This window comes from Agrobacterium larrymoorei, assembly GCF_013322225.1.
Classification (GTDB): domain Bacteria; phylum Pseudomonadota; class Alphaproteobacteria; order Rhizobiales; family Rhizobiaceae; genus Agrobacterium; species Agrobacterium larrymoorei_A.
The window spans coordinates 35,941-49,026 of the sequence record NZ_JAAMFB010000030.1 but is presented as its reverse complement, the minus strand read 5'-3'; the positions used below and the strand labels follow the sequence as shown (position 1 = coordinate 49,026).

The 13,086-nt window shown below is 57.5% G+C and carries 9 protein-coding genes; all 9 read left to right on the top strand.

Annotated elements, in window-relative coordinates:
* Positions 1 to 35: 35 nt before the first annotated feature.
* The 9 genes from tssC to tssM are packed head-to-tail and all read left to right on the top strand — an operon-like array spanning position 36 to position 13,074.
* Positions 36 to 1,430 (top strand): type VI secretion system contractile sheath large subunit, encoded by a 1,395-nt coding sequence (gene tssC, locus G6L28_RS18540; RefSeq protein WP_174065335.1) that lies wholly within the window; start codon positions 36 to 38, stop codon positions 1,428 to 1,430.
* Positions 1,427 to 2,254: a type VI secretion system accessory protein TagJ gene (locus G6L28_RS18535; protein ID WP_174065327.1), complete on the top strand. Its 828-nt coding sequence runs from the start codon at positions 1,427 to 1,429 to the stop codon at positions 2,252 to 2,254. The genes tssC and G6L28_RS18535 overlap by 4 nt, the downstream gene beginning before the upstream one ends.
* On the top strand, positions 2,247 to 2,756 hold the full coding sequence (gene tssE / locus G6L28_RS18530; protein WP_174065440.1) for a type VI secretion system baseplate subunit TssE: 510 nt from the start codon (positions 2,247 to 2,249) through the stop codon (positions 2,754 to 2,756). The genes G6L28_RS18535 and tssE overlap by 8 nt, the downstream gene beginning before the upstream one ends.
* A complete protein-coding gene (tssF, locus tag G6L28_RS18525) occupies positions 2,749 to 4,533 on the top strand; it encodes a type VI secretion system baseplate subunit TssF (RefSeq protein WP_174065325.1) in 1,785 nt (594 codons plus the stop codon). Before tssE ends, tssF begins: the two co-directional genes overlap by 8 nt.
* Before the next feature lie 9 nt (positions 4,534 to 4,542).
* Complete coding sequence (gene tssG / locus G6L28_RS18520) at positions 4,543 to 5,547, top strand: type VI secretion system baseplate subunit TssG (RefSeq protein WP_174065317.1); 1,005 nt, start codon at positions 4,543 to 4,545, stop codon at positions 5,545 to 5,547.
* A gap of 10 nt (positions 5,548 to 5,557) precedes the next feature.
* A complete protein-coding gene (locus tag G6L28_RS18515; RefSeq protein WP_174065309.1) occupies positions 5,558 to 6,754 on the top strand; it encodes an FHA domain-containing protein in 1,197 nt (398 codons plus the stop codon).
* Positions 6,744 to 8,084, top strand: coding sequence for a type VI secretion system baseplate subunit TssK (gene tssK, locus G6L28_RS18510; protein ID WP_174065307.1), 1,341 nt, complete (start codon positions 6,744 to 6,746; stop codon positions 8,082 to 8,084). The genes G6L28_RS18515 and tssK overlap by 11 nt, the downstream gene beginning before the upstream one ends.
* Positions 8,081 to 9,595: a type VI secretion system protein TssL, long form gene (tssL, locus tag G6L28_RS18505; RefSeq protein WP_174065298.1), complete on the top strand. Its 1,515-nt coding sequence runs from the start codon at positions 8,081 to 8,083 to the stop codon at positions 9,593 to 9,595. The genes tssK and tssL overlap by 4 nt, the downstream gene beginning before the upstream one ends.
* Positions 9,592 to 13,074 (top strand): type VI secretion system membrane subunit TssM, encoded by a 3,483-nt coding sequence (gene tssM, locus G6L28_RS18500; RefSeq protein WP_174065297.1) that lies wholly within the window; start codon positions 9,592 to 9,594, stop codon positions 13,072 to 13,074. The genes tssL and tssM overlap by 4 nt, the downstream gene beginning before the upstream one ends.
* Positions 13,075 to 13,086: the final 12 nt, after the last annotated feature.

Below are 13,086 nucleotides of genomic sequence, written 5' to 3'. Positions count from 1 at the left end.
CTGCCCCGCGCCTTTCCTGAAACCGGAGCCATATCATGGTGCAAAAGTCCTTCTCGGACGCCCGCAGTTTTGCCGATCAGCTCATCGCTCTTATAGACGATGCACTGAACGCGCAGGTAAACGCGATTTTGCACCATGCCCAATTTCAGGCCATGGAGGCGAGATGGCGCGGCCTTGCCATGGTCGTGAACGAGGCAAGTCGCAGCACGGAAGTAAAGGTGAAGCTGCTGAATGCGAGCTGGCGCGAACTGGCCCGCAGCATGGAGCGGGCGACGGATTTCGATCAAAGCCATCTTTTCGAGATCGTCTACAGCCGGGAGTTCGGAATGCCCGGCGGCGAGCCTGTGGGGCTCATGATCGGTGATTATGCGTTCTCTCCAGACGATCACGAGGGCGCGGATTCGATCACTACGCTTTCGCAGATAGGCTTGGTCGCGGCCGCTTCTTTCTGCCCGTTCGTGGCGGGCGCGGCACCGGGTGCAATCGGACTTCAGGAATTTTCAGAACTCGGGCGCGTGCAGGATTTTTCCTGGTTGAAACAGGATAAATCCCGCATTCGCTGGAATGCATTGCGTGGGCGGGACGACTCGCGGTTCCTGGGACTTGCGGGGCCGCGAATTCTGCTGCGCTCGCCTTATCAGCCGTTTTCTCGTCGCCGACAGGATACGTTTCCGTTTCGCGAGTACATAGCGGAGGACGGCGAAACGCTGCTTTGGGGTAATGCAGCCTTTGGCTTCGCAACCGTCGTTGTCCGGAATTTCGTCGATTCCGGCTGGTTTGCGGACATTCGCGGCGTGACGCAGGGCGATATCGATGGTGGCATCATGCCTGCCTATCAGCTGCCGCCGCTCGATCTTGGCATTGAGAGTAATGGTTTATCCGCACAGCCGCCTGTCGAGGTGCAGCTGACGACGGGACAGGAACAGCAGTTTTCCGATCTTGGCATTGTTCCCGTCTCCACGACCTATCTTTCCAGCATGGCGATCTTCAACGCCAATCAATCGCTGCATGCTCCCGGCCACTACTCCACCGAGGGCGCTCGCCAAAATGCGCGGCTGGCGGCCATGTTGCAGTACGTGCTCTGCGCCTCGCGCTTCTCACACTATCTGAAGGTCATCATGCGTGACGACATCGGCCAGTTGAGCGATGCAATCACCATCGAGCGCAAGCTGGAAACATGGCTTTCCTCCTACACACTCGGCAATGACGACGCGGAGGCAGGGCTTCGGTCGCGCTATCCGCTCCGTTCTGCGGGCATCAACGTCTTTGAAATTCCGGGTAAGCCCGGCACCTTCTCCTGCACCGTGCGTCTTCAGCCACATTTCCAACTGGATGACGTTTCGACAAGTTTCCACCTCATCGCCGAAACCACGACGCCGAATGTATCTGCGCCGCGGAACGCGCCTGAGCCGCAAAGGATATCCGCATGACATTGCGCGCCGATATTTCCAGACTTCTGGACGACAACCAACTGGACGACGCGACGGTCCTTGCACGGGATCACGTGAAATCGAAGCCATCGGATAAGGAAGGTCGCCACATCTATATCGACCTCCTCATACTCGCAGGCGAATACGAAAAGGCGGATGCGCAATGCAATCTCGCGGCTACCTTTTCGCCGCAGGACAGCGTCGGCTTTTCGTTGTTGCGCCAGCAATTGCGCGCCATGGCCGCGCGTGATGCCTGGTTTGAAACAGGAGCAGTGCCGGAGTTTCCGAACGGTCCGTCGGTGTTGGACCATCTGGCGATTAAAGCCAATGTCAGCGCTCGCAATGGAGATACGGCGGACGCTGCAACAGCACTCGCCGAACTGGACGAAAAGCGCGGTGAAGTTGCCATCACATTGAACGGCAAACCCGCAAACGATATCCGCGATCTTGACGACCGCGTGCCACATGCGCTGGAAGTGTTGACCAATGGCGGGCGCTATCTGTGGATCGACTACAGCCGTATCGAGAGCCTTTCCATCGCCCCGATGAACCGCCCCCGCGACCTTGCCTTCCGTGATGCTGAGCTGACACTGCGCGACGGTGCCATCGCCTCGGTCCTCATACCTGCGATCTATCACGGATCGAGCGGTGATGTCGCCCTTCTGTTGGGCCGCGAAACACAATGGTCTGAGGATGGTGACCCGCTGGTCACAGGGCGCGGGCAGCGCTGCCTGTTGATCGGTGATGATCTCGTTTCCTTCCATGAAATCACCACCCTCTCAGTTCCATCCGAAAACGAGGAAAGGCAGATTGCGCGTGGTTGATCCGCTGGACCAATATCGACCAAAACAGCGAACGCTGGCCCGCTCCGTGCTGGACCGTTTGCTGGACGATGCGCCGGATATGGAGACAGATCCGCAGCTGAGCCTTGCCGATCAGGTCCGTGAAATGCGCGAAGTGATCCGTCGCGATCTGGAAGCATTGCTCAACACCCGGCGTAACCCCGCCAGCCCTCCCGCAATTCTGAAGGAATTAACGGATGCACTCGTCAGCTATGGTGTCGATGGAATTCTATCTGCCAATTTGGTGACAGATGCTTCCAAGGCCCGGCTGGCGCAGAGCATCGAGCGACGGATTTCAATGTTTGAAACGCGACTTTCCGATGTTCGCGTAACTATCCTGAAAAGCAGGACGGATGGCGACCGAGCGCTGCGCATGCGCATCAACGCGACCTTTCGACTGCATGAAGGCATGCCGCCGATCAGTTTTGAAAGCAAGATCGACCCTTCTACGCAGCGCTTCCTTGTGGAGGCTGCGAATGGCTGACGGCTTTCTCGAAAAATACAACGACGAACTCTTCGCGCTGAGAAAGCGTGCCTCGCGTTTTGCAGAGGCTTTCCCGAAGATCGCCGGACGACTGCGCATGACGGGTGACGTGGCGGATGACCCACATGTCGAGCGGTTGATCCAGAGCTTTGCTTATTCTGCGGCTCGCGTTCGCCAGAAACTGGACGATGAGTTTCCCGAGCTTTCCGATAGCCTGTTGGAAACGCTCTATCCGCACTATCTCGCCCCGATCCCGTCGATGAGCGTCGTGCAGTTCGCCCAAAGCCCGGCGCTGGCGACGATGCAAACCTTGCCGCGCCACAGCGAAATTCTAGCCGAACCTGTCGGAGGCGAGAGCTGCCGTTTCCGTACCACGCAAGACGTGAATATCGTGCCGCTCGAGATTTCCGCAGCGACACTGTCCGGGCAACCCATCGATGCTCCTTATTCGACCGCCATCGCGGGCGCTGCCAGCTGCCTGAGACTATCCTTGCGCACAACGTCGCCAAGACCGTCGACATTTCGTGAGATGGGGCTGAAAAGCCTCGACGTTTTCATTTCATCCGCCTGGCAACAGGCAACCGCGCTTTACGAGCTGCTGGCGAACCATTGCGTAGGCATATCGCTCGCTCAACACTCGGAAGATCGCAACGCCGTTTTTTTACCAGCCAGCAATCTCAACCCATCAGGCTTTGCGCGGGATCAGGCGATGCTGCCCTACCCGGCCAACAGCTTCGACGGATACCGGTTGCTGACGGAATTCTTCGCGCTGCCGCAGAAATTCCTGTTTCTCAATATCGGTGGGTTGGACAGATGGATGGGCGGAGACTGCGAACTCTACATCTATCTCGATGCTGCCGACACGCGGCTGGAGCGGATGGTGACCGCGAAAGATTTCGTTCTCAACGCTTCGCCGGTCGTCAACCTGTTCAAGCAGAATTGCGAGCCGGTGAGCCTTGATGGGACACGCACCGAATACCGTTTGCTACCGGATGCCAGACGGCAGCGTACCCGTGAGGTTTATGCGGTCGAGCATGTGCATCTGACGGATAGAGCAGGCCAGATCGAAAAAACGGCTCCCTTTTTCGGACGCACCCAGAGAAGCAATGGATCGAACGTCTTTTGGCAGACTTATCGCCGCTTCGATGAGGAAGACGGCTCGTCCGACACGGATATCGCATTCGTAGACGAGAAGCGCGGACCTCTTGGTCCCCTTGACGTTGTGGCAAGCATCGACACGCTCTGCATCAATCGCGAGCTTCCAAGCCAACTGCCATTTGGTGGAGGACATCCGTTCCTTCAGCTTTCTACTGGAAACGAGGCGATCCAGTCCATCCATGCCCTTATGCCGCCGACTGCAGCCGTGCGCATGACCGAGCGTTCCGCACGGGAATGGAGGCTGGTGTCGCATCTTTTGCTCAACCACCTTTCACTATTCGACAATGGCGGCGCACCGTTGAAAGATATCTTGTCGCTCTATGCGTTTCGCGATGCGCCGGAAACACGGCAACTCGTTGAGGCGATAAGCAAGGTGGAAGCACGTAATTCTCACGCCCGCATCGGCTCTGCGATGGTGCCGGGAACAGATGTCACGCTGGAATTCGATCCATCTTTGATCGACCGCCCCGCCGCGTTCATCTTTGCAAGCGTACTCAATCATTTCTTCGGTCTCTACACCTCGATCAACAGTTTCACCCGGCTGACCGCAACCATGCGAGGCCATTCCGAACCCATAGCCCATTGGCCTGCCCGCGCGGCAGACCGGCCGCTGCTTTAGGAGACCGGGATGCAGGCGCAACAGAAAACGATGCACGATCAACAAGCCGCGCTCCTCTCCGGTGATCCGGGCAGGTTTGAGCCGACGACCGCCTTCCGGGTGGCACAGCATCTGACTGCTGAAGACACCTTGAACATTGGTGCGCATGTAGGAACGAGCCCTATCCCGGTTGCGATCAGCGGCTTTGAAATAAAATCCGACCGGATCGAACTGAAGTCGGCCTTCGCGCCCATTGTTGGACCCTTAGGATCACTGCCGCCCACATATGGCGAGCTGTTGCAGCGGGAAGAACGCAATCGTTCGAAGGCACTCGCCAGCTTTTTCAATCTCTTCGCCGCCCGTTTCACTGAGCTATTCGTTTCCGCAACTGAAAAATACCGGCTCGCGCGCGGTCTCCGCTGGTCTCGTCAAAGGCAGGATAACACATTTCGCAAGACGCTGCTTTCGCTGACCGGCTTTGGTAGCGCTGGGTTAGTGGAAAAGGCGGGTGTTAAAGAAGACACGCTGCTTCGTTTCAGCGGCCTTCTGGCAAACCGTAACCGCAACGCGACGGCGCTTACATCCATGCTCCAGGAGTTTACTGGCCTACCCGTATCTGTGGAGCAATTTCGTCGGCGCTGGGTACCGCTGCCACCGCATGAGCAAAGCCAGCTGGGACAGGGCAACGGCCTTCGGTTGGGCTTGAACAGCACCGCAGGCAGCATGGCCGAGGATTTTAGTGGTGGCTTTCGCATCGCCATCGGACCTGTGGGATATGCAGACTATCTGGCGCTCACACCTGGCTCTAAAAGAATGTCGGAAATATTTGCTATTGCTCGTCTTTTTTCTGGAAGTTCATTTGATTTCGACGTGCAGGTCATACTGAAAAAGGAAGATATTCCATTCTGCCAGTTGGGCCAGAACGATGCGCCGGCACGTCTTGGCTGGAACAGCTGGGCACGTTCGGCCCCTGCCGCGAAAGACAGTACAGACGCCATCGTGACCGAGCGCGAAGGCTCGGCTATTTCCGTATAAGGAGCGCAAAATGCAGCTGGCGCTAAAAGGAGCAGACAGGGAGACGGCGGGAAAAGAAAACCGCTGGAGTTTCGAACATGGACGCCGCAAGGTCGGCCGCTCCCACGACTGTGACTGGCAAATCGATGACGGCGAACGCCGCGTCTCCAAACTGCACTGCACGCTGACCCGCGACCGGGACGGTTTCGTCATTGTCGACCAGAGCGCCAACGGCACACTTGTTGATGGACAGCTGTTGTTGGAAGGCGAGAGCGCGCGGCTGAAAGATGGATCGCAAATCAATATCGCCGGGCAAATCTTCACCGTCGCGATCAGCGGTGATGCAGATATGGAGTTCAGCGATCCGGACGCCAAACTGCGGGTAAGCGATGAGACTTTGACGATTTCCGCCATCCTGTCCGATATCGCGCCAAATGGTCGCTCCGCGCGCGGTGTTCTGGGCGAAGCGGCATCGAATGACGACTGGCCGCAGGAGGCGGCTGAAAAGCCAAAATCCAGAGCGAAATCGATGTCGCGCAACGTGACGATCGGCTGGAACGAGCCCCCCTCGACCGGCGGCTTTGGCACCGTTCTGCCGGATGACTGGAACGACGAGCCAGTTGAAAGCAGCAAGCATGAGCATACAGATGCGCTCAACACGCCTGTCATGGTGTCTCGACCGGCACCGCGACAGTCAAGCCAGGATTTCGATGCGGTTTTTGAGAGCAAAGCGGGCAATTTCGACGCAGACGAAGAGCTCCCCGCGACGGTGTCTGTAACGCCAGAACCAATTGCGGAACTTCTGGCACAACTCGAGCGGGAAAGCGCCGAGTGTCTGGCTGTCCTCGATATAGAGCCAGCGCCCGCGAGGGACAGACACTCGCCATTGGGCGGCCGTATCGAAGCGCTGATCCAGCAACAGCGTCAGCTTGCAGCCACTTTGGAAACGATGATTGGGACTTGCACACAACAGCTTGAGCCTCGCTTGCTGGAGGCGAAAGCAGATACCGGAAATGACCTGCGCTCGAAAATAGAGCGAAAGGACTGGCGCGGAATGATTACGCGCACTGACTATTGGACTGTTTACAAAAAGCAATTTGAAGAAGGTGGCCGTCAACTGTCGGTCAGGGAGTTCTTGCAACGGGCGGCGCGCGGCGAAGCCGCACCTGCAAGCATTCCTGAGATAGTTGCGGGCGAAGAAGGGGTAAATCAAAGCAATGAGGCATGAAAATCGCGTTGCATGGAGCGAGGGCATGTTCCTTCGCGTACAGCATTTTCAGCAGTCCGACCGCTGGACGGAACGACTGGTCCGCAACACCACGCGAAATCTTTCTCCCTATCCATGGGGTGTGGCTGAAATCGGTATCGATCGCAGCGCGCTTGCCATCGGCCAGTTCGCACTCTCGAACCTGCGGGGCATATTGCCGGATGGGACACCATTCGAAGCACCGGAAGATTCCGATCTGCCGCCACCGTTGGAGCTGGACGACAGCGTCAAGAATGCCATCGTCTATCTCGCGCTTCCTGCGCGTCAGCCCGGCAAGGCGGACATGTCTACGAATGGCGGCGCCGATACCAGCAGCGTCCGCTTTGTCGCATCCGCCTATGAGGCCTCAGATGCGAATGTCGACACGGAATTTGTAGCACCGATAGATGTCGGACGTCTCAGCCTCAAATTCCTGAAAACAGGAGATGACCTTTCCGGCTATGATCTCATAGGCTTGGCGCGGATTATTGAAGTACGTTCTGACCGCGCTGTCATTCTTGACCCAGACTTCATTCCGCCCTGTCTGAACTGCGCGGCAGCCCCAAGGTTGAACGAGCTTCTGACGGAACTTCTTGGCATCGTGCGTCATCGCGCGCAGGCGATTTCGGAGCGCATTGGTGATCCAACGATCCGTGGAACGGCGGAAGTCGGCGATTACTTTCTGCTGCAAATCCTCAACCGCGCAGATCCGCTGCTCGCGCATCGCTCGGCCAACGCCACCCGATTTCACCCTATCCGTTTCTATGAGGACTGCATTCAACTGGCCGGAGAACTGGCAACCTTCACAACCGAAAAAAAGCGCGCAACGGACTTTCCGCCATACCGGCACGATGACTTGAAAGCTAGTTTTGCTGCCGTGTTCGACGATCTTCGGACATCGCTTTCGGCGGTGCTGGAGCAGGCTGCCGTCGCCATCGACCTCGTAGAGCGCCGTCACGGCGTTCGCGTCGGAACTATCCATGACCGCACATTGCTGCGCGATGCGGGTTTCGTGCTCGCCGTTCGTGCGGACATGCCGGCAGAAGATATTCGCCGCAGGCTGCCAGCCCAGATCAAGGTCGGACCGGTGGAGAGGATTTCCGAACTCGTCAACGTGGCACTGCCCGGTATCCCGGTGAGGTCCCTGCCCGTTCTGCCACGCCAGCTGCCTTATCGCTCAGGCACGATCTATTTCGAAATCGATACGAAATCCCCCTTGTGGAAACAGCTTGAAACGTCTGGCGCCATCGCCCTGCATCTTGCGGGCGAGTTTCCCGGTCTTGAACTCGAAATGTGGGCATTACGCGAATGAGCAACGAAAAGCCCTCTTCCTGGCAGGATTTACCGACGGTGGTGGAAATCACCGACGAAAGCCGACGCCGAAACCAGAATGCACGCAACATGGCGGCCATTCTCGATGACATCATCGAGAATGATGACGTGCCTGAACGTCCGCGCAATAATACCGGCGCGCTGCCTATCGATACGCTTTTGGCTAACTTCCGTTTCGGCGGAGAAGAAGTCCCTACGCTGGTTCAATCCGCAGCACCGCTTCTGAACCTTGCCCATGTGCTGCGTTTCAGCAACGCGCAGCCGGACCCCGAGCATCTCCGCCGCGCCTGCCTCGAAGCAATCACCCGTTACGAGCGCGATCTAGCTTCCGCACGCATCAGCCCGGAACGAGCCAGAGCCGCGCATTACGTCGTATGCGCGACGGTGGACGACGTGATCCTGAGCAAGCCTTGGGGCGTACGCGCCGGTTGGGCACGCTCCGGTCTGGTATCCACATTCCACAATGATGTGACCGGCGGCGACAGGGTGTTCGATATTCTTGATCACTTCCATCAATCCCCCGGCGCAAACAAGGACCTACTTCTGCTGATCTATCTCAGCCTGTCCTTGGCCTTCGAGGGACGCACCCGCGTTTCACCAAAAGGTGCGCTGGAGCTTTCCCGCATTCGCGACAGCCTCTACAAGACGCTGATTGGTCAATATGGCGCATTTGAGCGGGAGCTTTCACCGCACTGGCAGGGCGTGCAGGCGCGCCACACGCCACTGCGCACAATGGCTGCACTCTGGACGCTGTTGTCACTTATCGCACTCGCCTTTGCTTTCGGATATCTCTTCTTCACACTGACACTGAATAACGCATCTGACGCGACGTTCGAAAGGCTGGCAAAGCTTCCGCCCAATGAAACGCCGAGCGTTCTGATTGCGGCACCGCCTGCTCCTTCAGAGCCGCCTGCTGTGCCGAAAGAACCCGAAGCGGTTGTCGTGGAGCGCCCACCAGTACTTGTACCTCGCGAGCCATCACGGCTTGAAAAACTGATGGCTTTCCTCCAGCCGGAAGTGGACAAGAACCTCGTTACGCTGGCAGATGTCAATGGACGGCTTCGCGTTCGCATCAACAATTCCGGCCTGTTTAGCGTCGGTAGCGCTGAGGTCAGTCCGCAGTTCCGTGACCTGATACAACGGATCGGCGGAGCGCTCGCAGCCGAGAAATTCCGCGCGGTTGTCATTGGTTACACAGATAATGTCCCGATCAAGACAATCGAATTCCCCTCCAACTGGCACCTTTCCGAGGCCCGAGCCAAGGCGGTCGGCGATCTCCTCTCACAGTTTACCGGCCCCGAAGCGATCCTTACCGAGGGGCGCGCCGACAGCGACCCAATCGCAGACAACTCGACGGCAGAAGGACGTGAAATCAACAGGCGAACGGAAATTATGGTGCTGACGAACCCGGACGAAAAGCTGAGCGATGCGGGCATTCTCTCGCCCGCCATCCAGACGAACACCGGAACGCAGCCAGGAGCCCAGCAATGAACCCGCTGAGTTATTTTTATACAATCCGGTCTTATGTCGACAGCTACGCTGCACTGATCGGTCGCCGCTTTATCTCGCTTCTGTGGGCGGTCGCACTCTGTGTCGTCATATGGTTCTACGGCTACCTCGTCTCCTTCGGTGATTTCAAACCGTTCGGCACGACTCAGGCGCGTGTGATCGCCATTGGCGTGATATTGATCGTCTGGCTGATCTATATCGGCGTCACGCTCTACCGGGCACGTAAGCAGGACAAAGAGCTTGTCGACAGTATCGAGCAAGAGGCGCTGGCAAACCGGCAGGCCGAGGTCGGTGAAATCCAGTCCCGCCTGAAGGAAGCTTTGGCGCTTTTGCGGCGTGTCACCAAAAAGCGCTTCGGCTATATCTACGATCTGCCATGGTATGTGATCTTTGGTGCGCCGGGTTCCGGCAAGACCACGGCGCTAACCAATTCCGGCCTTCAATTTCCGCTGGGTGATGCGCTTGGTGAAAACGCGGTCAAAGGCATTGGTGGAACGCGTAACTGCAACTGGTGGTTCACCGATGAGGCGATCCTTATCGATACGGCAGGCCGCTACACGACGCAGGACGATCTCGACGGCTCATCGAAAGCCGGTTGGGAAGGCTTTCTCAATCTTCTGCGCCGCTACCGTCGTTCGCAGCCGATCAACGGCGCGCTGGTCACGCTTTCCATTCACGATCTGCTAACGCGTGACCCCGAAGAGCAAAAGCAGGAGCTGCGGTCCATCCGGCAGCGCCTATCGGAGCTTGACGAATATCTGCATGCCCGCGTTCCCGTCTATCTCGTGCTGACGAAGGCGGACCTTCTCGATGGCTTCGTGGAATTCTTCGACGGTTTCAATAAGTCCGACCGACAGCAGGTGTGGGGAACGACCTTCAAGCTGGATGAAAGCTATTCTGCGCAGGATTTGCCGCAGCGCTTCATGGAGGAGTTCGAACTTTTGCAGCAGCGCGTCGATGCGATGTTGATCGAACGTTTGCAGCAGGAACAGAATGCCGAAATTCGAGGTCGTATCTTCCGTTTTCCTGCCGAACTCGGTCGCCTTAAGGACCGACTGCATGAGGCGCTGAGCGAACTATGTGCCAGTTCGCAACTGATCGAAGCACCGTTGCTGCGGGGCGTGTATCTTGCCTCCGGCACCCAGTCGGAAGCAACGGCGACAAATCCTCGCGCGCGTCGCAGTTACTTCCTGCCGCGCCTGTTCAAGGACGTGATTTTTCCCGAGGCGGCACTTGTCATGCGCGACAAACGTCTTTCAGGACGCCAGTTGCTCGTGCGCAGAATTGCCTACGGGCTATCGGCTGCTGTCCTGGCCGTGGTGTTTACAGGCTGGATATCAACCTATTTTTCAAACACGCAGGCGCTCGCAGAGGCGGATCGAAAGCTCAATGCTTACGAACAACTGGTGCAAGGAATATCAGTGAGAAATGTTTCGGATGCGGACTTTTTGCGCGTCCTGCCCGCTCTCGACAATCTGCGCGATACCAATGCAGGCTTTGAAGAGGGCCGCATCTGGAACGTTAGTTTTGGTCTGGATCAAGAGCAGAAAATCGCAGGGCGTCAGCGCGACGCCTATCAACGCGCCCTCAACGCATTGCTGTTGCCGCGCATGATCGTGCAACTGCAAAAGCAACTGGAAGACCAGACGGATATCACCCGGACTTTCAACTCGCTCAAGCTCTATGGCATGCTTGGAGGGCTTGGCACGCTCGACCGTAATTTCCTCACCGTTCAGGCGCAGGACATGTTCGCCTCGCTCTACCCGGGCGACGGGCGCGCGGCGGCTCGCGCCTCGCTGAATGCACATGCAGGCGCACTGGCGAATGGCATACTGGCACCGATTGAACTTGACGCCAGACTGATAGCAAAGGCCCGTGAGACGATCCGCAATCAGGCGATCGGTACCCGCGCCTATGACATTCTGGCAGGGTTGCCAGAGGCGCGTGCTTTGGCTGACTGGAGCCCTTCTTCCGCCTTCGGCCCTCTTGGCGAACGCGCCTTCGAGCGTCGAAGCAAGACGCCATTGGTGGATGGAATAGAGGGCCTCTTCACTGCAAACGGATATCGCACCGTCGTCATCCCGCAGGTAGCTTATGCTTCTCGTGTTGCGCTTTCCGAAGATTGGGTTCGAGGTTCGGACGATGCGATACGCGGAGCAACGGTTGAGCAGGTTGCCCAAGCTGCCTTGCAAATCTATTTCGACCGTTTTGAAAAACGCTGGGCCGATGTTCTTTCCGACATCCGCGTCAAGCCATCGCAAACGCTGGGAGACGCGGTGGAGACCACGCGTATTCTGGCAAACGACCGCAATATCGTCATCGAGGCAGCAAAATCCATTGCCGATGCCACGGACCTTCGACCGAACGCGGGTGCAAGCCTGACCACTCTCGCCTCGACTGCCGATGGCGACGCCACGTCGACAATTCTGGCAGCGACGGTCGATGCTGCCGATCCTTATGCAAGACTTCGTGACATGCTGGCCGCCAACGCGCCCTCCACGCCAAGCAGTGGACAAAATGGCGAAGGCAGACAGGCGGGAACTCCCTCGGAACAATTGCTGGCCAACATCAAGTCGCTCAATGAGCAACTTGCGCGTTCTGCAACAACATCCGATGAGGTTGCCAGGGTGTTCGATGTTGACAGCCAGTTGACCAAGGCCAACCAAGACTTGCTACAACAGGCACGCCAGCTTCCCAATCCGCTCGATGTGTGGATCGCAGGCGTCTCCGCCGATGTCGGTTCGCTGGCCGTCAAATCGGCGCGAAGCCGCATCGCAGATCTTTGGGCGGCAGATTCAGCATCTCTTTGCTCCTCAGTGGTTTCAGGTCGCTATCCCTTCGACAGAGCATCTCCCCGCGACGTTGCCATGGCGGACTTCACCCGCCTATTCGGACCGGAAGGCGTGTTCCAAAGCTTCTTCAAGCAGCGGATGGAGCCATTTGTCGACAAAACCACAACACCATGGAGCTGGAAGGGAACGTTTGGAGCCGAGGGCATACCGAGCGATGCCATCGCTCAATTCGAAAACGCCGACAAAATCTTTCGCGCCTTCTTTCCCAACGGAAGCGAAGCGCCGCTCGTTTCCATCAACGTAAAGCCCGTCTCACTCAGCGATGCGTCGAGCGCCGTCATGCTGGAGATAGAAGGAGAACGCGTGGTCTATTATCATGGACCGGTCCAGGCAAAGTCCATCAACTGGCCTTCTGCCGACAACAGCGCAAATCTTTCCCGCATCGCGTTCCAGCCTGGCGGCTGGCAGCAGGCGAAAACTGAAAATGGCGACTGGTCGCCCTTCCGCCTCTTCGATGATGCGCAGATCAGAGATCAGTCTGGCGATATATTGAGAGCACGCTTTGAAAACAACGGACAAGCTGCCGAATTCGATGTTCAATTCGGCTCCGTTCTAAACCCGTTCAAGCTGGAGGCACTATCCAAATTCGCCTGCCCGGCACAGTTCTGATGCGTTGTTCCG